The sequence below is a fragment of the Micrococcus sp. 140720015-1 genome (assembly GCF_053627595.1).
This window is the reverse complement of the sequence record NZ_JBSEYC010000003.1, coordinates 175367-197856: the sequence shown is the minus strand read 5'-3', so window position 1 is coordinate 197856 and position 22490 is coordinate 175367. Positions and strand designations below refer to the sequence as shown.

Annotated in this window: 21 protein-coding genes; 9 read left to right on the top strand and 12 right to left on the bottom strand. The window is 71.8% G+C overall.

All coding sequences use genetic code 11. The features are described from left to right. Positions 1-55: 55 nt before the first annotated feature. On the bottom strand, positions 56-1156 hold the full coding sequence (locus ACUXPL_RS06410; protein ID WP_439883863.1) for a restriction endonuclease subunit S: 1101 nt from the start codon (positions 1154-1156) through the stop codon (positions 56-58). Next, positions 1153-2625, bottom strand: coding sequence for an N-6 DNA methylase (locus ACUXPL_RS06405; protein WP_439883862.1), 1473 nt, complete (start codon positions 2623-2625; stop codon positions 1153-1155). Before ACUXPL_RS06405 ends, ACUXPL_RS06410 begins: the two co-directional genes overlap by 4 nt. Before the next feature lie 100 nt (positions 2626-2725). On the opposite strand from ACUXPL_RS06405, the gene ACUXPL_RS06400 reads away from it, so the two are divergent. Beyond that, positions 2726-3880 carry an ImmA/IrrE family metallo-endopeptidase gene (locus ACUXPL_RS06400; protein ID WP_439883861.1) on the top strand — a complete coding sequence of 385 codons (1155 nt, stop codon included), beginning with the start codon at positions 2726-2728 and terminating at the stop codon, positions 3878-3880. Then, positions 3880-4380 carry a DUF4411 family protein gene (locus ACUXPL_RS06395; RefSeq protein WP_439883867.1) on the top strand — a complete coding sequence of 167 codons (501 nt, stop codon included), beginning with the start codon at positions 3880-3882 and terminating at the stop codon, positions 4378-4380. Before ACUXPL_RS06400 ends, ACUXPL_RS06395 begins: the two co-directional genes overlap by 1 nt. 27 nt (positions 4381-4407) lie before the next feature. Here ACUXPL_RS06395 and dnaB read toward each other — a convergent pair whose 3' ends face one another. Next, on the bottom strand, positions 4408-5796 hold the full coding sequence (dnaB, locus tag ACUXPL_RS06390; protein ID WP_454182644.1) for a replicative DNA helicase: 1389 nt from the start codon (positions 5794-5796) through the stop codon (positions 4408-4410). 732 nt (positions 5797-6528) lie between these two features. On the opposite strand from dnaB, the gene ACUXPL_RS06385 reads away from it, so the two are divergent. Then, the gene (locus ACUXPL_RS06385; RefSeq protein ID WP_454182642.1) at positions 6529-7704 is read left to right on the top strand and encodes a CaiB/BaiF CoA transferase family protein; all 1176 of its coding nucleotides are present in this window, start codon (positions 6529-6531) and stop codon (positions 7702-7704) included. A 25-nt stretch (positions 7705-7729) separates the two neighbouring features. Continuing rightward, a complete protein-coding gene (locus tag ACUXPL_RS06380) occupies positions 7730-8956 on the top strand; it encodes an acyl-CoA dehydrogenase family protein (RefSeq protein ID WP_454182640.1) in 1227 nt (408 codons plus the stop codon). A gap of 15 nt (positions 8957-8971) precedes the next feature. Here the strand turns inward: ACUXPL_RS06380 and rimK are convergent, their stop codons facing one another. Then, the gene (gene rimK, locus ACUXPL_RS06375) at positions 8972-10207 is read right to left on the bottom strand and encodes a 30S ribosomal protein S6--L-glutamate ligase (protein ID WP_454182638.1); all 1236 of its coding nucleotides are present in this window, start codon (positions 10205-10207) and stop codon (positions 8972-8974) included. 27 nt (positions 10208-10234) lie between these two features. On the opposite strand from rimK, the gene ACUXPL_RS06370 reads away from it, so the two are divergent. The 4 genes from ACUXPL_RS06370 to ACUXPL_RS06355 all read left to right on the top strand — a co-directional run bounded on the left by ACUXPL_RS06370 (position 10235) and on the right by ACUXPL_RS06355 (position 14058). Continuing rightward, the gene (locus tag ACUXPL_RS06370) at positions 10235-10765 is read left to right on the top strand and encodes an ATP-dependent zinc protease family protein (RefSeq protein ID WP_454182636.1); all 531 of its coding nucleotides are present in this window, start codon (positions 10235-10237) and stop codon (positions 10763-10765) included. Further along, on the top strand, positions 10762-11877 hold the full coding sequence (locus ACUXPL_RS06365; protein ID WP_454182634.1) for a succinylglutamate desuccinylase/aspartoacylase family protein: 1116 nt from the start codon (positions 10762-10764) through the stop codon (positions 11875-11877). The genes ACUXPL_RS06370 and ACUXPL_RS06365 overlap by 4 nt, the downstream gene beginning before the upstream one ends. A 283-nt stretch (positions 11878-12160) precedes the next feature. Continuing rightward, positions 12161-13141 carry a DUF418 domain-containing protein gene (locus ACUXPL_RS06360; RefSeq protein ID WP_454182953.1) on the top strand — a complete coding sequence of 327 codons (981 nt, stop codon included), beginning with the start codon at positions 12161-12163 and terminating at the stop codon, positions 13139-13141. A 173-nt stretch (positions 13142-13314) separates the two neighbouring features. After that, positions 13315-14058: an MBL fold metallo-hydrolase gene (locus ACUXPL_RS06355; RefSeq protein WP_454182632.1), complete on the top strand. Its 744-nt coding sequence runs from the start codon at positions 13315-13317 to the stop codon at positions 14056-14058. Between the two features lie 14 nt (positions 14059-14072). Here ACUXPL_RS06355 and ACUXPL_RS06350 read toward each other — a convergent pair whose 3' ends face one another. The 8 genes from ACUXPL_RS06350 to ACUXPL_RS06315 form a co-directional block, all read right to left on the bottom strand. Further along, positions 14073-14213: a hypothetical protein gene (locus ACUXPL_RS06350; protein ID WP_454182630.1), complete on the bottom strand. Its 141-nt coding sequence runs from the start codon at positions 14211-14213 to the stop codon at positions 14073-14075. Further along, positions 14171-15109 carry an MFS transporter gene (locus ACUXPL_RS06345; RefSeq protein ID WP_454182628.1) on the bottom strand — a complete coding sequence of 313 codons (939 nt, stop codon included), beginning with the start codon at positions 15107-15109 and terminating at the stop codon, positions 14171-14173. The genes ACUXPL_RS06350 and ACUXPL_RS06345 overlap by 43 nt, the downstream gene beginning before the upstream one ends. Before the next feature lie 288 nt (positions 15110-15397). Further along, complete coding sequence (gene rplI / locus ACUXPL_RS06340) at positions 15398-15859, bottom strand: 50S ribosomal protein L9 (protein WP_002857787.1); 462 nt, start codon at positions 15857-15859, stop codon at positions 15398-15400. Between the two features lie 28 nt (positions 15860-15887). Next, complete coding sequence (gene rpsR, locus ACUXPL_RS06335) at positions 15888-16127, bottom strand: 30S ribosomal protein S18 (protein WP_002857788.1); 240 nt, start codon at positions 16125-16127, stop codon at positions 15888-15890. A gap of 231 nt (positions 16128-16358) precedes the next feature. After that, a complete protein-coding gene (locus ACUXPL_RS06330) occupies positions 16359-16958 on the bottom strand; it encodes a single-stranded DNA-binding protein (protein ID WP_135039565.1) in 600 nt (199 codons plus the stop codon). A gap of 132 nt (positions 16959-17090) precedes the next feature. Next, complete coding sequence (gene rpsF / locus ACUXPL_RS06325; protein WP_002857790.1) at positions 17091-17396, bottom strand: 30S ribosomal protein S6; 306 nt, start codon at positions 17394-17396, stop codon at positions 17091-17093. Positions 17397-17710: 314 nt separating this feature from the next. After that, positions 17711-19186: a M18 family aminopeptidase gene (locus ACUXPL_RS06320; RefSeq protein WP_454182626.1), complete on the bottom strand. Its 1476-nt coding sequence runs from the start codon at positions 19184-19186 to the stop codon at positions 17711-17713. Positions 19187-19262: 76 nt separating this feature from the next. Beyond that, positions 19263-21152, bottom strand: a complete 1890-nt coding sequence (locus ACUXPL_RS06315) for a glycosyltransferase family 87 protein (RefSeq protein ID WP_454182624.1) — start codon at positions 21150-21152, stop codon at positions 19263-19265. Between the two features lie 170 nt (positions 21153-21322). On the opposite strand from ACUXPL_RS06315, the gene ACUXPL_RS06310 reads away from it, so the two are divergent. Further along, positions 21323-22408 (top strand): inositol-3-phosphate synthase, encoded by a 1086-nt coding sequence (locus ACUXPL_RS06310; protein ID WP_336639663.1) that lies wholly within the window; start codon positions 21323-21325, stop codon positions 22406-22408. Positions 22409-22490: the final 82 nt, after the last annotated feature.

The following is a 22490-nucleotide window of genomic DNA, read 5'->3' as shown; positions in this document are numbered from 1 at the left end:
GGCTCCTCCTTCGGTGCGCGCCGCCACGCTGCGGCTGGGCCCTATCCTGCCGGGTTCACAGCTCGCCGCGGAATGCCCGGTACTGCAGGGACGCGAACAGCTCGTCCTCGAGGGCCAGTGCCCGCTCGATCCGCTCCCGTTGCGCGTCGACCTTCGCGACGGCGGCCGCGAACTCGCGCTGGACGGAGAAGGGAGGGACAGGCACAGGAAGCGCCTTCAGCTGGGTCGAGTTGATGGACGCGATGCCGGTGGTCTGTTTGGCGGAGCGGAGGAAGTAACTCTTGGCCGCGTGGCTTGCCACGTAGCTCTCCAGGTACTCGGGGATGACGACAGCACCCTCTTCTGGCAGGCGCACGCGGAAGATGTGGTTCTGATGCAATGCCAGCGGGAGTTCCCCGCGCCAGACGGTGCCTCGCCCGAGCTTGTCCGGGTCCCCGCCCTCGGTGAGCAGCAGGTCCCCCTCCCGGAGCTCGTACTTGCTGATCTCCGCCTCCGTGGCAGCGATGGTCTTCACCGCTGTGAGATCCAGAGAACCAGCCTGGACGTTCGCCACCGCCATGTACGGAACCTCGCGCACGGCTTCCTTCACCTTGCGCCCCTTGGTGATCCCCGACGAAACGGCTGCAACCTCGCCGAGCGGCCGCACATTCTTCCCCGGGGAGGGGAAGAGGTATTCGAACACCGTTGATCGGAGATCCATGAGATGAGTGATCTGAGCCCGTCGCCGCGACCGCTGCTCGTCAGCTCGGTCCAGGATCTCCGCGACGCACTTCTGCGTCTTTAGATCAGGAAGTCGGATTGAGAGACGATACACATCATCTCGATTCAATCCTGGCACTGCCGCTGATTTGTTCATCCCTTCGAGACCGAGAGAGCCAAGGATCCAATACAGCCACCGAAGATCGACCCCCTCCCCGCGAGGTACCGCCTCATAGGCAGTATCTATAGGCCAAACATCACCGGGCACCCAAGTAACCGACCCGATTGACCCCTTCCTCCCTACGACAATCGTAGGTCCCGAACTGAGCGCGTGATCATGGAACCCCACGACACCGCTTGAACCCACGACGGCAACGGACCCTCCTCGGCGATCGCCTTTCTTCAGCGCCTTCCCGTACTGGAGAGAGATGATGTCCCCCAACTTCACAGTCTTCACTGCAGCATCGCCTTCAGCTCGGAGGTTCCCTCGGCGATCTCCGCGTCGAGCTTCTCGAGGTCCGCGAGGATCTCCAGCGGGTCCCGGTGCTCGACCTCCTCGACCTCGATCTCCTTGTATCGGTTGATCGAGAGGTCGTACCCCTGCTCCACGATGTCCGCCTTGGGCACCAGGAAGGACTGCGCGGTCCGCGGGCGGTCCTTCTCCCCTGCCAGGTCCTGCCAGCGCTGCAGCACGTCCGGCAGGTCGTTCGCCTCGGTCGGGTTCCGCTTGTCGTCCAGGCTGAACCCGTCCGCACGGACGTCGTAGAACCACACGTCGTCCGTGCCCCCGGAATCCGTGCGCTGGAAGAAGAGGATCGCCGTCGAGACCCCCGCATACGGCTTGAACACGCCCGAGGGGAGCTTGACCACCGCCTCCAGGCGCTGGTCCTCGACCAGCATCTTCCGCAGGTCCTTGTGGGCCTTCGTGGAGCCGAACAGCACACCGTCCGGGACGATCACCGCCGCACGGCCCCCCGGCTTCAACAGCCGCAGGAACAGGGCCAGAAACAGCAGCTCCGTCTTCTTCGTCTTCACCACGCGCTGGAGATCCGCGCTCACCCCCGCGGCATCCAGCGAACCGGCGAACGGCGGATTGGCGAGGATCAAGCTGTACTTGCCGGCGTCGCCGTCGCTGGCTCCCTGGGCCAGGGAGTCCCGGTACGCGATGTCCGGGGCCTCCACCCCGTGCATCAGCATGTTCATGCTCGCGATGCGCAGCATCGTGCTGTCGAAGTCGTACCCGTGGAACATCCGCCGGTTGAAGTGCAGACGAGCATGCGCGTTGTAGAACATGTCCGGGTGCGTCTCCCGGAGGTGCTCCGCCGCACCCACGAGGAAGCCCGCCGTGCCACAGGCCGGGTCCACGATGACGTCATCCGGGGTGGGTGCCGTCATCTGCACCATGAGGTCGATGATGTGGCGCGGCGTGCGGAACTGGCCGTTGACGCCCGCCGAGGCGATCTTCGAGAGCAGGTACTCGTAGAGGTCACCGGTGGTGTCTCGGTTGCCCATCGGCAGCTGGTCGATCAGGTCCACCGCAGTGGAGAGCATGCGTGCGTTCGGGATGGTGAACCGGGCATCCCGCATGTGATGCGCGTACGTGGAGTCCTCACCGCCCACCTGCTGGCCCAGCTGCCGCAGGAACGGGAACACCTCGCGGTCCATGCGGGCGAACATCGTCTCCGCGGACTCGTTCTTCAGCTGCTGCCAGCGCAGATGCTGCTGGCCAGGGCCGAAGACCGGGTTCTCCACCGGCTGGCTCATGCGCCGCGCCTTGGCCTCAGCCTGCGTCTGCCTCTCGTCCAGGCGGCGGAGGAAGAGCAGGTAGGTGATCTGCTCGATCACCTCCAGCGGGTTGCTGATGCCACCCGTCCAGAAGGCGTCCCAGACGCGGTCGACCTGGCTCTTGAGTTCTCCGGTGATCACAACGCGAGTGTACGGGGGCAGGGCTTACAGCGTCCGAGGCGATGACTACGCTGAACGCAGGGCGACACAGACCCACCCCGGTGCAGGAAGGAGGCGGTCCATGTCCACGTCCACGGTGCGCGTTGACGTCGAGCCGGCCGTCCTGCGCTGGGCCCTCGAACGCGGAGGCTTCGATCTGGCCAGCGCTACCGCCGCACACCCCGACCTCGAGTCCTGGCTCAACCGGACGAAAAAGCCCACCATGAAGCAGCTGGAACGCTTCGGGCAGAAAGTCCACGTGCCCTTCGGCATGCTGTTCCTCAGCGCTCCCCCGGTGCCGGCACCCATCCCCATTCCCGACATGCGCACTCCGGGCAGCCAGGGCGTGGATCGTCCCTCCGCCGAACTGGTGGACGTCCTGCGGGAGTGCCAGCTCCGCCAGGACTGGTACCGGGACCATATGATCGCCATCGGCGCCGACCCCGTGCCCCTCGTGGGCAGCGCCACGCTCCAGGACGATGCAGAGGATGCCGGCACACGCCTCCGGGAAATCCTCCACCTGGACGTCCTGCCCAGTGCCAGTGACGCCTTCCGCAGTGGGCTCGTGGGCGCCCTGGAAGAGGCGGGGGTGCTGGTGATGATCAGCGGCTACGTCGGCAACGAGACCCGACGGGCCCTGAACCCGGACGAGTTCCGGGGCTTTGCTCTGGCCGACGACCTCGCTCCCCTGATCTTCGTCAACGGAGCCGAGGCCAAGACCGCCCAGCACTTCACCCTCCTCCACGAGGCTGCTCACCTGCTCCTCGGACACAGCGCGCTGTCCGATGCCCGCCCCGGGCGCCGCGCACCCCACGAGGAAGCCTGGTGCAACCGGGTGGCCGCCGCAGCCTTGGTGCCCCGCGCCGTCCTGGAGCAGCAGGGGGGGCGACTCAGCACGGAGTTCGACGAGGTGGTCTCCGACGTGGCCAAACGCTGCCAGGTGAGCCGCGCCGTCGTCGTCCTCCGGATGAAGACCTGCGGTCTCATCGATCAAACAACCGCCGACGCACAGCTCGCAGCACTGGCCCGCGCCCCCCGCCCCCAGACCCCGGCGACGAAGAGCGGAGGGGGCGACTATTACCGCACCGCCCGCTACCGCCTCGGCGTCCCGTTCACCACCGCGGTGGTGGCCAGCGCCCGGGAAGGCGGAACCAGCTACCGGGACGCGTTCCGCCTGCTCGGGACCCACAAGCGTGAGGTCATGGACACCCTGGCTCAGAAGATGGCGGGCGCGTGATGTTCCTGCTCGACGCCAACACCTTCATCACACCGAAGAACAGCTACTACGGGTTCGACCTCGCCCCGGGGTTCTGGACGTGGATGGAGCGCGCTCATGCGGCAGGCTCGGTCGCCAGCGTGGAAGCCGTGCGGCAGGAGCTGTGCCGGGGCGCGGATGTACTCGCCACCTGGGCGTCCAGCCACCCGCAGCTCTTCCTCCCACCCACAGCAGGGGTGCCCCAGCGCATCGGCGAGTTGGCTCAATGGACACTGACCCGTCAGCCCGCATATCAGCAGGCCGCGCAGGACGAGTTCCTGGATGACAGCGCCGACCTACTGCTGGTGGCGCACGCTGCGTGCATAGACGCCACCGTGGTCACCTTCGAGGTGCCCGCCCCTCAGGCGCGCAAGCGCGTGAAAATCCCCGACGCCTGTGCCGCCCTGGGGGTCCACTGCGTCGACCTGTGGGAATGCATGCGCCAGACGACACCGAGGTTGAAGCTCGATCTCGTGCCGTAGGGGCGTCAGTTGACGCAGTGAGGGCCGTCAGAACCCCCCGCCGCCCCCACCGTCCTGAGCCAGGTTCGAGAACCGCGAGTAGTGCCCCTGGAACCCCACCACAATGGTCTTCGTGGGCCCGTTGCGGTGTTTGGCTACGATCAGGTCCGCCTCGCCGGCGCGGGGGGACTCCTTGTCGTACACGTCCTCGCGGTGCAGCAGGATCACCATGTCCGCGTCCTGCTCGATCGAGCCGGACTCGCGCAGGTCGGACACCTGCGGCCGCTTGTCCGTCCTCTGCTCGGACCCACGGTTCAGCTGGCTCAACGCGATCACCGGCACGTCGAGCTCCTTGGCCAGCAGCTTGAGGGCACGCGAGAACTCGGCGACCTCCTGCTGACGGGACTCGACCTTCTTGCCCGAGCTCATGAGCTGCAGGTAGTCCAGCACCACCATCTTGAGGTTGTTCTTCTGCTTGAGCCGCCGGCACTTGGCGCGGATCTCCATCATGGTCATGTTCGGGGAGTCGTCGATGAAGAACGGCGCCTCGTTCAGCCGCCCCACGGTCGCGGCGATCTTGGACCACTGGTCGTCCCGGATGGTGCCCTTGCGCAGGTCCTGCAGCGCGATCGTCGCCTCGGCGCTCAGGAGCCTCATGGCGATCTCGTTCTTGCCCATCTCGAGGCTGAAGAACACGGTGGCCATGTTGTGGTGGATGGCCGCGGCCCGCGCGAAGTCCAGCGCGAGCGTGGACTTGCCGACGGCGGGGCGCGCCGCGATCACGATCATCTGTCCACCGTGCAGGCCCTGCGTCAGTTCGTCGAAGTCGTAGAAGTCGGTGGGGACGCCCGTCAGGCCCTCCCCCTGGTTGCCGGCCGCCTCGATCTCGTCGACGGCGTGCTCCATGATCTCCGCGAGGCGCACGTAGTCCTCGGACTGGCGGTTCTCCGCCACCTTGTAGATCTCGGACTGCGCCTCGTTGACGATCTCCTCGACCTCGCCGTCGCCCTGATACCCCAACTGGGTGATCTTGGTGCCGGCGGTCACGAGGCGCCGCAGGACGGCCTTCTCCGCCACGATCTCCGCATAGAAGCTCGCGTTGGCGGCGGTGGGCACGGACTGGATCAGCTCGTGCAGCACGGCAGGGCCGCCCACGCGGCTCAGCTCCTGGCGCTTGTTCAGCAGGTCCGCCACGGTGACGGCGTCCGCGGGCTCACCGCGGCCGTAGAGGTCGATGATCGCCTCGTAGATCATCTCGTGGCTCGGCCGGTAGAAGTCGTGGCCGCGCAGCAGCTCCACCACGTCCGCGATCGCGTCCTTGGAGAGCATCATGCCGCCCAGCACCGAGCGCTCCGCCTCCAGGTCCTGGGGCGGCAGGAAGCGTTCAGAGGAACGGCCGCCGTCGTAGGAGCCCGAGTCTCCGTAGTTCTCACTCAACGTCCGGAGACTCCCTTCCCACAGCCCGCACGACGGCGGCCCTCGCCGGTCTTCCCGGCCCTGATTCCTCTGTTCTCACCGCCCGTGCCGCCGCACCCTCCTGCAGGCGGACGGTGCAACGGTCCCCGGGGCGACGGTCAGAGCGGATGCGCGCCTGTCAGTGGTCACCTGCGGCCAATACCCGCCCTCGCGTTGGGGATACCACGCGACACTACGCGCGCCGTGGAGGGTGGGCAACCGCGTTTCCCACAGGTCTTGTGGACAACGTGTGGATTCGGCGGCGTGTCGTGTGGATCGCCTGGGGACCACGCTGGGGACAACCGCTCGGCCGCTCCCAGAATCCGGCTCTGACCTGGGACGATGCGATCCCCAGCGCTGTGGAGGAAGATTCTCCACCCCCCTTTCGGGCCCGGCCACTGGACTTGACAGCATCCTCGTTTGCGCCCTCATCACACCGCCTGGTACACGCCTATCCACACCGTCGTCCACACCCTCCACATCTGTGGACAACTCCTGTGGACAAGGTGCTCGGATCTGGGGACGGCGAAGTTGACAGCCTCTGCCCGCGGCCCCGGGGCCTCCCCGTGCCCACCTCTCCCGGCCGCCCCGGGCCGCCCGGCACCGATGACTCACGCACGTCAGTGACCCGCCCCAGAGTCAGTGGACGGAACGCGAGCACGGTGCTTGGGTGGAACCCGTCGTCGTGTCGTCCGCCACAGTGAGGAGTCCGCCGTGCCCCCGGCCACCACCGCCCCCTCCCCGGCCTCGCTCCCCCTCGACGGCGTCCTCGTGGCCGACTTCTCCCGCGTCCTCGCCGGCCCGCTCGCCACCATGACGCTGGCGGACCTCGGGGCGCGCGTCATCAAGGTGGAGCACCCCGAGCGCGGCGACGACACCCGCGGCTGGGCCCCGCCCCGCTCGGCGACGGGCGCCACCTACTTCGAGTCCGTGAACCGCAACAAGGAGTCGGTCGGCTGGGACCTGAAGGACCCCGAGGACCAGCGGCGGGCCGCCGCCCTGGCCGCCCGGGCCGACGTCGTGGTCCACAACCTCAAGCCCGGCACCGTGGAGCGCCTCGGCCTGGGCTACGACGACGTCGCGCGGGAGAACCCGTCCGTGGTCTATGCCGCGGTCTCCGGCTTCGGCGACCGCGAGGGCCGCGGCCTGCCCGGCTACGACTTCATCGTCCAGGCCGCGGGCGGGCTCATGAGCATCACCGGCGAACCGGACGCCCCGATGAAGGCGGGCGTCGCCCTGGTGGACGTGCTCACGGCCAAGGACCTCACCGCCGGCGTGCTCGCCGCCCTGCTGCGCCGCGAGCGCACCGGGGAGGGTGCCCACCTGCGGCTGAACCTGCTCTCCTCACTGCAGGGGGCGCTCGCCAACCAGGGCCAGGCCTGGCTCGGCGCCGACGTCGTCCCGCGGCGGATGGGCAACGACCACCCCTCGATCGCCCCCTATCAGCTGCTGGCGTGCCGGGACGCGCCGCTCGCCGTCGCCATCGGCAACGACGCGCAGTTCCGCACCTTCGCCGCGGCCCTCGGCGCCCCCGAGCTCGCCGAGGACCCGCGCTTCACCACGAACACGGACCGCGTCGAGCACCGCGAGGAGCTGCGCACCGCCCTGGAGGACGCGCTCTCGGCGCAGACGGCGGCCCACTGGCGGGACGTGCTGCAGGCCGAGCGGCTCCCGGTCGGCCTCGTATCCACCGTCGCCGAGGGCGTCGAGCTGGCCGAGTCCCTCGGCCTCGAGCCGACCGTCGAGGTCCAGGACCGCTCCGGCGCCCCCGCCGGCCGGCAGTTCCGCCACCCGGTGCAGTGGGACCCGCCCGTCGCGCACCCGCGCCACGCACCGCCCGCGCTCGGCGCGGACACGGCGGCCGTCAACACCTGGCTCGACGCCCACTGACCACCCCGCAGAGAGGACCCCCGCCATGACCACCCCGTTCCACGCCGAAGCCGACTCGTTCCTCGGCCGCGCCGACGTCGTCGGCCTGGACTCCCTGTTCTCCGCCGAGGAGAAGGCCGTCGCGCTGCAGGTGCGCGGCTTCGTGGACGAGCACATCCGCCCACACATCGCCCGCTGGTACGACGACGCCGTGTTCCCGCGCGAGATCGTCCCCGAGCTGGGCCGCCTCGGCGTGCTCGGCATGCCCTACGAGGGCCACAGCATGCCCGGCCGCTCGGCGGTGGAGTACGGCCTCGCCGCCCAGGAGCTCGAGGCCGGCGACTCCGGTCTGCGCACCTTCGTCTCGGTGCAGGGCTCGCTCGCGATGGGCGCGATCCACAAGCACGGCTCCGAGGAGCAGAAGGCGCAGTGGCTGCCGCGCATGACCACCGGCGAGGCGGTCGGCTGCTTCGGCCTCACCGAGCCGGGCGCCGGCTCGGACCCGGCCTCCATGACGACGACGGCCCGCCAGGAGCCCGGCGGCGACTGGGTGCTCGACGGGGTCAAGCGGTGGATCGGGCTGGCCACCCTGGCCGACGTCGCGATCATCTGGGCGCAGACCGGTGAGCCCGGCGACGGGCGCGGGGTGCGCGGCTTCGTGGTCCCCACCGAAACCCCCGGCTTCCGTGCCGAGGCGATCACCCAGAAGCTGTCCATGCGGGCCTCGGTGCAGTGCGAGATCCACCTCGACGGCGTGCGCCTGCCCGCCTCCGCGATGCTGCCGGCCGACACCGCCGTCGGGCTCAAGGGCCCCTTCCAGTGCCTCAACGAGGCCCGCTACGGGATCATCTGGGGCGCGATGGGCGCCGCCCGCGACTCCTTCGACGCCGTCCTCGACTACGCGATGCAGCGGCGGCAGTTCGGGGTGCCGCTGGCCTCCCATCAGCTGACGCAGGCCAAGCTCGCGGACATGGCCGTGGCCATCGGGAAGGGCTACCTGCTGGCGCACCAGATCGGCCGCGCCAAGGACGCCGGCCCGCTCACCCCCGCCATGATCTCCGCCGGCAAGCTGGACAACTGCCGCGTGGCCATCGGCATCGCCCGGGAGGCGCGCGAGATGCTCGGCGGCAACGGCATCACCCTGGAGCACTCCCCGCTGCGGCACGCGAACAACCTCGAGTCCGTGCGCACCTACGAGGGCACGGACGAGGTCCACCAGCTCACGCTCGGCCGGCACCTCACGGGCATCGGCGCGTTCGCCCCGGCCCGCTGAGCCCCGCGCCCGGGCTCAGGCGTCGTCGGCGGGCGCCTCGGGCGCCGGGGCCTCCTCGGGCACGGACACGAGGATCGGGGTGGCCGGCAGCTTCCGCACGCGCTTGGGGCGGCGGGCGCGGGCGGGGATGAGGGCGCGCATGTTCTCGGTCTTGCCGAAGCAGAGCAGCCGGTCGCCCTCCTCGAGGACCTTGGTGTCCGCGGGGTTGGGGAACACGGAGGTGCCGCGGTGCAGGGTGAGCACCTGCAGGTCCTTCGCGAGCAGCCCGGAGTCCTCGATGGACTGGCCCACCCAGCCGGAGCCGGCGTGCACGGTGATCTCACCGACCCCGTACCCGGTGGAGACGGCCAGGCGCTGGCGCACGTCGATGTCCGGGAAGCCGGCCTGGTCCGCCACGTAGTCGATGATCGCGCCGGCCACGTCCAGGTCCGTGGCGGCCTCGATGCCCTGCAGCCCCGGGGAGGAGTTCACCTCCATGACCAGCGGGCCGTGCTCGCCCTCGAGCATGTCCACGCCGGCCACCCGCAGGCCCATGATGTGGGCGGCGCGCACGGCGGTCTCCGCGTACTCGGGCGAGAGCTCGACGCGCTCCACGGTGCCGCCGCGGTGCACGTTGGAGCGGAACTCGTCCCCCTGGGCCCGGCGGCGCATCGCGGCCACCACGCGGTCCCCCACCACGAGCGCGCGGATGTCCTTGCCCTTGGACTCCTCCACGAACCGCTGGATGAGCACCTGCTGGTTGGTGCCGTGCAGCGTCTCGATGATCGCCTCGGCCACCTTCTTGGTCGGCGCCAGGATCACGCCGATGCCCTGGGTGCCCTCGAGCAGCTTGATCACCACGGGCGCCCCGCCCACCATGTCGATCGCCGTGGAGACCTCGCCGCGGTTGCGCACGAACACGGTGGCGGGCATGTCGATCTCGTGGCGGGAGAGGATCTGGGTGGCCCGCAGCTTGTCCCGCGAGTTCATGATCCCGGCGGCCGTGTTGGGCGTGTAGACGTCCATCTGCTCGAACTGACGCACCACGGCGGTGCCGAAGTAGGTCACCGAGTTGCCGATGCGCGGCAGCACGGCGTCGTAGCCGGAGAGGGGGCGGCCGCGGAACATCAGATCGGGCTCGTCCGAGCTGAGGTCGATGCCGAAGCGCAGGGTGTCCAGGACCTTCACCTGGTGGCCGCGCTCGAGCGCCGCGGTCTTGAGCCGCTGCGTCGAGTAGGCGCGCAGGGAACGGGAGAGGATGGCGAGCTTCATGACCGCTTTCCTGGGAGGATGAGGGGCGTGTCTGAATCTAAGCACACGGCCCCGGCCCCCCACGGCGTGCCCTCCACCGACGATGGCGCCGCTCGCCCGGGGCTGGTGGGCTGGCGCGAATGGGTCGGCCTGCCCGCCGCCCATACCCCCTGGATCAAGGCCAAGATCGACACCGGCGCCCGCACCTCGGCGCTCCACGCCTTCGGCATCGAGCGGTTCACCCGCGACGGCGCCGCGTGGGTCCGGTTCGAGGTGCACCCGTGGCAGACCTCGGCGGCGGACGCGCGGACGGCCGAGCTGCCGGTGGCCGATCTGCGCACGGTCCGCTCCTCGAACGGCGAGGCGCAGGAGCGCGTCGTCGTCGTGATGCCGCTGACCCTGGCCGGCCGCACGATCGAGGCGGAGGTGACCCTGACCCACCGGGACGAGATGGGCTTCCGCATGCTCGTGGGGCGCACCGCGCTGGCCGCCGGCGGCCTTCTCGTGGACCCCGCCGCCTCGTACGTGGGCGGGCAGCCGCCGCGCGGCGTGCGCCGCCGGAACCGGGGACGCGGATGAGCCGTCGCCCCGCCCGCGCCCCCTTCCCGTTCGGCGGGATCGAGGTGGCGGCCGGCCGCCGCCACGAGCTGTCCCTGCCGATCTCCCAGCTCGTCACCGGCGCGGACGTCACCCTGCCCGTGCACGTGCTGCACGGCCGCGAGGACGGGCCCACGGTGTGGGTCTCCGCCGCGGTCCACGGGGACGAGGTGGCCGGCGTCGAGATCGTCCGCCGCGTCCTGGAGCGCCTGCAGCCCACGCAGCTGCGCGGCACCCTGCTGGCCGTGCCCATCGTCAACGTGCTCGGCGTGATGGCCGGGGACCGCTACCTGCCGGACCGCCGCGACCTGAACCGCTCCTTCCCCGGCTCCGCCCGGGGCTCCCTGGCCTCGCGCATCGCGCACCTGATGATGACCGAGGTGATCGGCCGCTGCACCGTGGGCATCGACCTGCACACCGGCGCGGACCGCCGCTCCAACCTGCCGCAGATCCGCTGCGACCTGGAGGACCCCCAGACCCGCGCGCTCGCCGAGGCGTTCGGCGCGCCCGTGCTCTTCCACGCCCGCCTGCGGGACGGCTCCCTGCGCGCCGCGGCCCGCGAGACCGGCGCCCGCGTGCTGCTCTACGAGGCCGGCGAGGCCTGGCGGTTCGACGAGTACGCGATCGCCCCCGGCGTAGACGGGGTCCTGCGCGTGCTCGCCGCCCTGGACATGGTGGATCCCGCCGACGTCGGGCTCACCGAGCCCGGGCCGGACGCCGTCGTCGACGCCCCCGGTCCGCTGCCCGGTGAGGTCCCCGAGGAGCGGACCACGGACGTGCCCGAGGCGACCGACGCCACCGGCGAGGACACCGAGGCCGTGCACCCCGACGTCGTCGACGGCGAGCAGGACGCCCCCTACCTGGTGTGGCAGTCCACGTGGGTGCGCGCCCGCGCGGACGGCCTCGTGCACCTGGACGTCTCCCTCGGCGAACGCGTGAACGCCGGGGACCGGATCGGCGCGCTCTACAACTCGTTCGGCCGCCGCCTCGCGCACGTGAAGGCCGAGCTGACCGGCGTGGTCATCGGCCGCACCGAGGCGCCCCTGGTGCACCGCGGCGACGCCCTCGTGCACATCGGGGGATGGGACGCATGAGCACCCCCACGACGACGGCGGCCCCCGGCCCCGCCCGCACCCTCGCCCCTGACCTGGCCCGGGGCGTCATGCTGCTGCTGATCGCGCTGGCGAACGTGGCCTACTGGCTGCCGCTGCGCGGGATGCCCGTCGGCACCCACTCGGAGCCGGAGACCACCGTGGACGCCGTGGCCCAGGCCGTCATGCTGATGGCCGTGGACCAACGCGCTCTGCCGATGTTCGCCCTGCTGTTCGGGTATTCGATGGTCCAGTTCGGCCGCAGCCAACAGGCCCGGGGGCTGCCGTGGGAGGCGTTCCGCGCCACGCTGGACCGCCGGCACCTCGGCCTGGCGCTGCTCGGCCTGGCGCACACCGTGCTCCTGTGGTCCGGGGACATCCTGGGCGGCTACGCCGTGCTCGGCTTCGTGCTGACCTACGCGTTCTACCGCCGGACCGATCGCACCGTCCGGCTGTGGCGCAACGCGCTGGCGTGGGTGATGGCCGGGGTGGCCGGGCTCGTCGCACTGTTCACGCCGCTCGTGATGTGGGCCCTGGCGATGGAACGCAAGACGCTCACCGGGGAGGGCCTGGACCTGGACGCGCTGATCCGGGAATCCGCCCAGGAGATCGGACGGGCATCGGACGCGTCCTGGCTCGTGGACCTGCCGGAGCGGCTGGCCGTGTGGCTCGGCGCCTCGATCACCACGCCGCTCGTGCTCACGGTGACCGTCCCCATGCTGACGGGTCTGCTGTGGGCCCGCCGCGGCCTCCTCGACCGCCCAGCGGAGCACCGGCGGGAGAGCTCACCCGCATCGCCGTCGTCGGCATCCCCGCGGCCTGGCTCGGCGGTCTCCCGCTGGCGCTCACGCCGCTGGGGGTGTGGCCCGACCCCGTCTCGCCGCTCCTCACGACGGGCGTGCACCTCGCCACCGGCGTGCTCGGCGGCCTCGGCTATGCGGCCCTGCTCGGACTGGTGGCTGCACGGCTGGAGGGGCGCGCGGGTGCCCTGCCCGCCCCGGCGCGAGCGCTGTCCGCGCTGGGACGCATGTCCCTGAGCGGTTACCTGCTTCTGACCGCGCTCATGGCCCCGCTGCTGGCCGGCTGGGGCCTCGGCCTCGGCCGGGACCTGGGCACAGCGGCCTCCCTCGGCGTCGCCGCCGCCGCGTGGCTCGTGGCCCTGGCGCTCGCCGTGGTCCTGGACCGGGCGGGCCGGCGCGGCCCCGCCGAGCTGCTGCTGCGCCGGATCACGCACGGGCCGCGGCGGGCCCCGACGCCCGCGCGCTGACCCGGGGCCACCGCAGGGCGAGCCGGGGCCGCGGCGCGCCGTCGTCGGGCGGTGCGGGACGCTGAGCCCTATCGCAGCCACGCGCGCCGATGCTCCACTGGGGGTTCGAACCGCCCGCCGAGGCCCGCGCCGGGCCGGCGGTGCGACCCGCCCACCGTCCTGGAGGTTCCGTCATGACCGCCCGTCCCGTCGCCCCCGGCATCCACCTCGTCCAGCACGCGAACGTGAACTGCTACCTCATCGAGGACACGGACGGGCTGACCCTCGTGGACGCCGGCCTGCCCGCCGTGTGGCGTCCGCTGGGGCACGCCGTGCGCGCGCTCGGGCGTCGCCCGGAGGACATCAAGGCCCTCGTGCTCACGCACGCGCACTTCGACCACGTCGGTGCCGCGCGTCGCCTCGTGGAGCGGCTGGGAGTCCCGGTGTACGCCCACCGCGCCGAGCACTACCTCGCCGCCCATCCCTACTCCTACGCGCACGAGAACCCGCGCGCGCTCTACCCCCTCCGCCACCCGGCCGCGCTGCCGATCCTGGGCTCGATGGTGGCCGCCGGGGTGTTCGCGGTGAAGGGCGTCAGGGCGACGGCCGAGCTCACCCCGGGGGAGACGGTGCTCGTCCCCGGGCGCCCCGTAGTGGTGCCGAGCCCGGGCCACACGCACGGCCACTGCGCCCTGCACCTGCCCGACCGGGACGTCCTCATCTCCGGCGACGCCCTCGTCACCCTGGACCCCTACACCGGTCGCCGCGGCCCGCGCATCATCGCCGGGGCCGCGACCGCCGACAGCGGCCTCGCCCTGCGCTCGCTGGACGCCCTCGCCGCGACGGGGGCCGGCACAGTCCTGCCCGGTCACGGCGAGCCGTGGCACAGCGGCGTCGCGAGCGCCGTCGAGGAGGCGCGCCGGCACGGGCCCGCCTGAGCGCGCCGCCCGGTTCAGGCCGGGGGCGGGCGCCGGGCGATGGCCCGGCCGCCGTGCACGAGCCGGTAGTAGAGCAGCAGGGCCACCCCGACCCCGCCGGAGAGCAGGTACATCACCGGGATCCCGACGGCGGCCACCACCGCGCCGAGCACCATGGGGCCGAGGCCGGTGCCGAGGTCCAGGAGCAGGAAGAACGTGCCCGTGGCGACGCCGATCTCGGTGGGCCGGACCACCTTGATCGCGATGGTCTGGAACACGCTCGCCACGGGCCGTAGGTCAGCCCCAGCAGGGCGCCGGCCGCGAGCATGCCCGCCGGCTCCCTCCACAGCGCCAGCACCGCGTAGGAGACGGCCATGCCCGCGAGGATCGGGTAGACGACGGCGTTGTCCCCGTGCCGGTCGTGCAGCACGCCCAGGACGGCACGGCCCACGATGGTGCCCGCGGCGAAGAGCAGGAAGAACAGGCTCGGCACCATCGCCGGGTAGCCCTGCTGCTGCGCGAACGTGGCCATGAACGCGAGGATGCCGCCGTACATGAACCCGGAGGCCAGGGCCACGCCCGCCGCCGGCGCCACCTCCGCGGAGAACACGTCCGCCCGGTGCAGCCGGAACCGGCCCGTCAGCGGTGGCTCGGGCACGCGCAAGAACAGGGCGATCAGCAGGGCCATGCCCGTGAAGCCGATGCACGCCCAGAACAGGGCGTCGTAGCCGAGGGTGGTGCTCAGCTGCAGGGCCACCATCGGCCCGACGGCGCCCGCGAGCGTCATGGACGTGGAGAACCAGCCGGTGCCCTCGGAGCGGCGCACGGGCGGGACGATCCGCTGCACGGCCGTGGCCAGCACGGTGCCGGCCGCGCCGAAGCACATGCCGTTGAGCAGCCGGACCGCGGTCAGCGTGGCCAGGGAGTCCGCCCAGAGGTACGCCGCCGTCGTGAGGACGTAGCAGGCCAAGGCGACGAGCAGGACCCGCCGCCGCCCCCACGCGAAGGTGGCGGGCGTCGTCGTCATGCGGGTGAGGACCGCGCCCAGCACGAACGCCCCCCACCACGACACCGGCCTCCGCGTCCGACGCGCCGAAGGACGTGACGGCGTAGAGCGCCATGGCGGTCATGAGCGTGTAGAAGATCATCGCCACGAACAGGTAGGTGGCGCTGACGAGGATGAACGGGCGCGTCCACAGCGGCGGACGCGGGGCCGCCGTCGAGCCGGCGGGGTCGGAGGGCGGTGGGGCGGAGGGCATGACCTCCATGTTCCCCCACGGCACGAGGCCCCGGCCCGCTCGTGAAGAGCGGACCGGGGCCTCGGGTGCGTCGCGTGCGCGACGGGCTCAGAAGCGGATGATCACTTCTTGGCCTTGGCGGCCACGACCTGCAGCTGGACGGTCGCGATGACGTCCTCGTGCAGGCGGACCTGGGCCTCGTGGTTGCCCACGGACTTGATGTGCGCCGGCAGGGTGATCGAGCGCTTGTCCACGGAGCCGAGGCCGGCGGCCTCGATCGCCTCGGCGACGTCGGCGGTCTGGACGGCGCCGAACAGGCGGCCCTCCGCACCGGCGGTGCGCTCGAGCTTCACGGTGGCGGACTGGAGCTGCGCGGCCTGGGCCTGCGCGTCCTCCAGGTTCGCCACGGCGCGGGCCGCGCGGGCCTTCTGCAGGGACTCGACCTGCTTCTCCCCGCCCTTGGTCCACACGGTGGCGAAACCGCGCGGGAGCAGGTAGTTGCGGGCGTACCCGTTCTTGACCTCGACCACGTCACCGGAGGTGCCGAGACCGGCCACTTCCTGGGTCAGGATGAGCTTTGCCATCTGGGTGTTCCTTCCTTCGCTCGCTCGATCAGCCGCGGCCGGCGCCGGCGTAGGGCAGCAGGGCCACCTCGCGGGCGTTCTTGACGGCCTGGGCGATCTTGCGCTGCTCCTGGACGGTCACGCCGGTCACGCGACGGGCACGGATCTTCCCGCGGTCGGAGATGAACTTGCGCAGCAGGGCCACGTCCTTGTAGTCGATCTCGGTGATCTTGGCGGCCTTGAGCGGGTTGGACTTCGGTTTGGGCTTGCGGAGTTCAGCCTTCGCCATCGTGGTGCTCCTTCAGAGTTCTCTGGAGCCCGCAGAACGGTTCTGCGGGATGGGATCATGCGGCGTCCCGTGCCGGGCACGGGGCCGTGTGCAGTGCGGCCCGGCGGTGCCGGGTCGCGGGTGGGATGGGCCACCGGGGGCGGCCCTCCGGGCGAGGTGCGCCCGGACGGAGAGGTCCGTGGTGTTCCGTGTCCGTCGCGGCCGTGGGGGCCGCGCCCGGTCAACGCAGGATCAGAACGGGGGCTCGTTGGAGGACGGGGTGTCCCATCCGCCGCCACCGCCGCCGGACCAGGGGTCCTGCGGTGCGGCCTGGCCGCCGCCCTGCTGCTGGCCGCCCCAGCCGCCGCCCTGCTGGGCGCCGCCGAAGCCGCCGTCGTTGTTCCCCCCGAAGCCGCCGCCGGCCGGGGCGCCGCCGAAGCCGCCCCCCTGCTGGCCGCCGCCGAAGCCACCGCCGCCGCCACCGCCGCGCTGGGCGCGGGTGACCTTGGCCGTGGCGAACCGCAGCGCCGGGCCGACCTCGTCCACGTCCAGCTCCCAGCTGGTGCGACGGTTGCCGTCCCGGTCGTCGTAGGAGCGCGCCTTGAGGCGGCCCTGCACGATCACGCGCATGCCCTTGGTCAGCGACTCCGCCACGTTCTCCGCGGCCTCACGCCAGACCGAGCAGCGCAGGAACAGCGCTTCGCCGTCCTTCCACTCGTTGGTCTGGCGGTCGAACGTGCGGGGCGTGGACGCGACGGTGAAGTTCGCGACGGCCGCGCCGTTCGGGGTGAAGCGCAGCTCCGGGTCGGCGGTGAGGTTGCCGACCACGGTGATGACGGTCTCGCCTGCCATGGTCACTCCTGTCTTCGGGGGTTCTGCCGGTCAGTGACCGGATCCGGGGATCCGGGGCTGCTCAGCGGGGTTCCGGTGGGGGCGTCGGGGACTGATCCGATGCTCTCAGACCCTCCGGACACGGTACGAGGATCACTCAGCGGTGATCTTCTGCTCCTCCGGACGGATGATCTTGGTGCGCAGGATCGTCTCGTTGAGGTTCAGCAGACGGTCCAGCTCCTGGGTGGCGGCCGGCTCCGACTGGAAGTTGACGACCACGTAGATGGCCTCGGACTTCTTCTGGATCTCGTAGGCGGTCTTGCGGCGACCCCACACGTCGATGTTGTCGACGGTGCCGCCGGCGTTCGTGACGACCTCGAGGTACTTCTTCAGGGTCGGCTCCACGGTGCGCTCGTCGACCTCAGGGTCGATCAGCACCATCAGCTCATAAGCACGCATGCGAACCCACCTCCTCTGGGCTTGCGGCCGCGGTCTCTCCGCGGCAGGAGGTTCTGTGCTCGTCGTCCGTGCGATGCTCCGCGCTCTTCGGCGGCACACAGACAACCTGACCCATCCTAGCAGTTCGACGAAGGGGCGCTGGCAGGGCGTCCACGTGTGCGGGCGCCTCCCGCGCGTCGGACCCGCGCGTCGAGCCCGAGACGCCGCGCGAGCCAGATGATTCAGTCGTTTTCCGGCCGCTTCTCCGACCGAAATCTCTGGCTCGCGGCCATCCAGGAGCAGGAATCTCTGGCTCGCGCCCCCCACGCGCAGCCTCACACCCCGCGGAAGAACTCCCGCACGGCCGCGGTCAGGTGCTCCACGTCCCGCACGCCGCACATCTCGCGCGCCGAGTGCATGGACAGCAGGCCCAGGCCCACGTCCACGGTCCGGATGCCCAGGCGGGTCGCCGAGATCGGGCCGATGGTGGAGCCGCAGGGGACGTCGTTGTTCGAGACGAACTCCTGGAACGGCACCCCCGCCACGCCGCACCAGCGGGCGAACGCGGCTTCTCCCCCCGCGTCGGTGGCGTAGCGCTGGTTGGCGTTGATCTTCAGCAGCGGGCCGTGGTTCACGCGCGGGTGGTTCACGGGATCGTGCCGCTCGGCGTAGTTCGGGTGCACCAGGTGTCCCGCGTCCGCGGACAGCAGCCAGGACCCCGCGATCGCCCGCGCCCGGCCCTGCCCGGCCACGCCGAGCGCCTCGAGCACGCGCCCCATGACCTCCTCGAGGAGCGGACCGGCCGCTCCGGACCGCGACGCCGACCCCAGCTCCTCGTGGTCGAACGCGGCGAGCAGCGGGATCACCGGGGCGCCGGCCGCCTCACCGGCCGCCCCGCCCGCGACGGTCCCCTCGTACGCGATCGCCCCCTCGGCGCCGCCGTGCTCGCGCGCCAGCTCCTCGAGCGCCACGAGGCCCGCGTGCACCGAGCTCAGGTTGTCCAGCCGGCCCGACGCGAAGAACTCGCCCGCCAGCCCGAAGAGCCCGGGCGCCTGGGCGTCGGCCACCACGACGTCGTGCCCGCGCACCGCGGCCGGGTCCACGCCGGCGGCGGCCGCGAGCGCGGTCAGCACGTCACCGGGCACGCGGGCGGCCAGACCGTCGACCTCGCCCTCCCCGCGCGGGGCGAGCGCCCCCACGACGGGGTTCGTGTGCCGCTGCCGCTTCAGCGTCAGCCCCTCGTTGACGTCGCGGTCCAGGTGGATGGCCAGCTGCGGGATGCGCCCCACGGGCCCGGTCGCGGCGAGCACCTGCGTGCCGTCGTCGAGGGCGAGACGCCCGGCGAACCGCAGCTCGCGGTCCAGCCACGAGTTCAGCAGCGGGCCGCCGTACACCTCGACGCCGGCCTGCACCCAGCCGTCGGCCGTCACGGTGGCCGGGTTCGGCTTGAGCTTGAACCCCGGCGAGTCCGTGTGCGCGCCGAGCACGCGGAACACCGGCACGACGGCGGCGCTCGGCCCCGCCTCGTCCGGCCCGGCCGCGCGCACCTCAGCGCCCTCGTGGCGGCCCAGCGCGCCGGCACCCGCCGGCACGATCCAGGCCACCGCCGCGCCGTCGCGCACCACGACGTAGCCGCCCGGGGCCGACGGGAAGTCGACCGTCTCGTCCAGGCGGGTGAAGCCGACGGCCTCCAGGCGGCGTGCGACCTCCTCCGCGGCGTGGTAGCTGGAGGGCGAGGCGGTCACGAAGTCGGCCAGGTCCCGCAGGTGGGCGGGCAGCTCGGCGACGGTGTCACGAGTCACGGGGGTCATGCCCCGACCGTACCGCGCCCCACCATCCGTCCGGCTACCCTGGCCCGAAAGCGGCCCCGGCCGCATCGCCCGCCCGTCAGCGCAGGAGGAGCCCGCCGTGGACATCATGATCGCCGTCGCCGTGGGGGTCTTCCTCCTGGTGGCGTGGACCGTGGGCGGCTGGGCCATCGTGCGGATGGGCTTCACCCGGGACGGGGACGCGGCCCGCACCCCCGCCCACGACGCCCACGACGACGGCGCCGCGCGTCCGGCGCACCCCGGCGCGGCCGCGGACCCGGCCGCCGACCCCCACGTGATCTGGCGCGAGCAGATGAAGGCGGCCACGGCCGCCTCCGGGGCGCAGTGCGTCTGTCCGCCGCCGCCCCGCGAGGACGGCGCCGCCGAGACGGGGATGACCGCGCCGCCGTCGTCCCCGGACTGCCCGATCCACCGCTGGGACTACGCCTGAACCGCGGCCGGCCGGCCTGAGCGCCCCCGGGCCGGCGTCCGCGGCGTACGCACCGGCGAGCGGGTCAGTGTCCGGGTGGCCGCCGTGGTCCCGCTTCACGAGGTCCTCGGCCGGGTGCAGCATCTCCCACACGACGCGCCCGCACAGCCACAGCACCGCGAGCATGTGGGCGAGGATCGCGGCCACGTAGACGGAGTCGTCCATGGAGTGCTGCGGCGGGGTCTCGGCCACCCCCTTGGCCAGGTACATCCACACGGCGAAGAAGTGCAGCGCCTCCACCGTCTGCCACACCCAGAAGTCCCGCCAGCGCGGCAGGGCGAGCGCCAGGAGCGGGATCAGCCAGACCACGAACTGCGGTGAGTACACCTTGTTGGTGAGCACGAACGCCGCCACCACCAGGAACGTCAGCTGGGCCAGCCGCGGGGTGTGCCGCACCCGCACGCCGAGCACGAAGATCCCGAGGCAGCACACCGCGAAGGTCCCGTAGGCCAGCAGGGTGAGGGAGTCCTCCGGCACGAACGCCCACCCGGCCTGCGCGGCGGTCACGTCCCACGCGTGCCACACGCTGGACAGGCCCGGCCCGCGCTCGCCGGAGAAGGTGAAGAACACGGACCACGCCTGGAAGTTCACCGCCATGAGCGGCACGTTGACCGCCGCCCACGCCGCCACCGTGCCCCCGGCCGCGAGCAGGAACGGCCGCCACCGCCGCGAGCGCACCGCCAGGATCAGCAGCGGCCCCAGGATCAGCAGCGGATACAGCTTCATGGCCGCGCCGAGGCCGAACAGCACCCCCGCCGTCAGGGACCGGCCGCGCGACCACGCGTACATGCCGCACGCCAGCAGGGCCACGGCCCACAGGTCCCAGTTGATGGTGCCGGCCAGCACGATCCCCGGGGCCACGGCCACCATGAGCCCGTCCGTCCACCGACGCCCCGCCATCCGGACGGTCAGCACCGCGACGACGGCCCACAGCACCACCACGAACCCGAGGTTCACGAGCCAGAACACCGCCGTGCCCTGCTCCGGCGAGAACGGCAGCGCCTGCGTGATCCAGGCCGCCACCGAGCCCACGACGGACATCAGCACGGGGTACTCGAACGTGGAGCCCGCCCGGAACGGCGCCCACGGGTCCGCCGCGAACCCCCGCCCGCCGTAGAGCGCGGCCCAGTCCGAGTAGCAGCCCGCGTAGTAGACGTTCGGCGCGCCCCAGCCGTGCAGCAGGCACGGTGACTTCTGCAGCACGGTCACGACGGCGGCCAGAGCCACCAGCAGCCCCGTCAGCGCCACGGGCCCGGCCCAGGAGCCGGTCCCCCGTCCCGGGCCGTTCGCCGCGAGGCCGCCGGCGAGCTGGAAGCGGCCGCCGCGCTCGCCGGGGGCGGGCAGGGCACCGGACGGTGCGCTGTCAGCGGAACGCCCGGCGGGGGCGCCCGGGGCGGTCACGGCGTCGCTCGGGGCCCTGTCCGCGGCGTGAGTGGGCGGCTCGCTGGGGGTCGCGGCGTGCGCGGGGGCCGGTCTCATGCCCCCCATCCTAGGAAGCCGCCCGGACACCGGACGGGCGGGGCCGCCGTCGTCGGTCGTAGACTGGCGGGGTTGATCCCCGGGTGAGCGCCCCGCCGAACGGTGTGGGCCCCCTGTGCGCGCGCCGCGTGCCCGCACCCGTTCCGGACAGTCGAGGAGAGAACCAGACCGTGGCCACCAACCCCATCCGCGTCGCCATCGCCGGCGTGGGCAACTGCGCAACATCCCTCATCCAGGGTGTGGAGTACTACCGCGAGGCGAAGGCCACGGACACGGTCCCGGGCCTGATGCACGTGCAGTTCGGCGACTACCACGTGTCCGACCTGGAGTTCGTGGCCGCGTTCGACGTGGACGCGAAGAAGGTCGGCCTGGACCTGTCCGAGGCCATCACCGCCTCCGAGAACAACACCATCAAGATCGCGGACGTGCCCCACGCGGACGTCACCGTCCAGCGCGGCCCCACCCTGGACGGCCTCGGCAAGTACTACGCCGAGACCATCGAGGAGTCGGACGCCGAGCCCGTGGACGTGGCCCAGGCCCTCCGCGACGCGAAGGTGGACGTGCTGGTCTGCTACCTGCCCGTCGGCTCGCAGCGGGCCACCGAGCACTACGCCCAGGCCGCGATCGACGCCGGCGTCGCGTTCGTGAACGCCCTGCCCGTGTTCATCGCCGGCACCCCGGAGTGGGCCGAGAAGTTCACCGCCGCGGGCGTGCCGATCGTGGGCGACGACATCAAGTCCCAGATCGGCGCCACCATCACCCACCGCGTGATGGCCAAGCTGTTCCAGGACCGCGGCGTCACCCTGGACCGCACCTACCAGCTCAACGTGGGCGGCAACATGGACTTCAAGAACATGCTCGAGCGCGAGCGCCTGGAGTCCAAGAAGATCTCCAAGACGCAGGCCGTCACCTCCAACACCTCCGCGCAGCTGGGCGAGAAGGACGTGCACATCGGCCCGTCCGACTACGTGGCCTGGCTCGACGACCGCAAGTGGGCGTTCGTGCGCCTCGAGGGCCGCAACTTCGGCGACGCCCCGGTCTCGCTCGAGTACAAGCTCGAGGTGTGGGACTCCCCCAACTCGGCCGGCGTGATCATCGACGCCGTGCGCGCCGCGAAGATCGCCCTGGACCGCGGCATCGGCGGCCCGATCCTCTCGGCCTCGTCCTACTTCATGAAGTCCCCGCCCGTGCAGCACAACGACGACGCGGCGCACGAGCTCGTGGAGGCCTTCATCCGCGGCGACATCGAGCGCTGACCCGCCCGGTCCCCGCGGACCGCGCACGACGCCGGCCCGTCACCTTCCCCGTGGAGGTGACGGGCCGGCGTCGTCGTGGGGG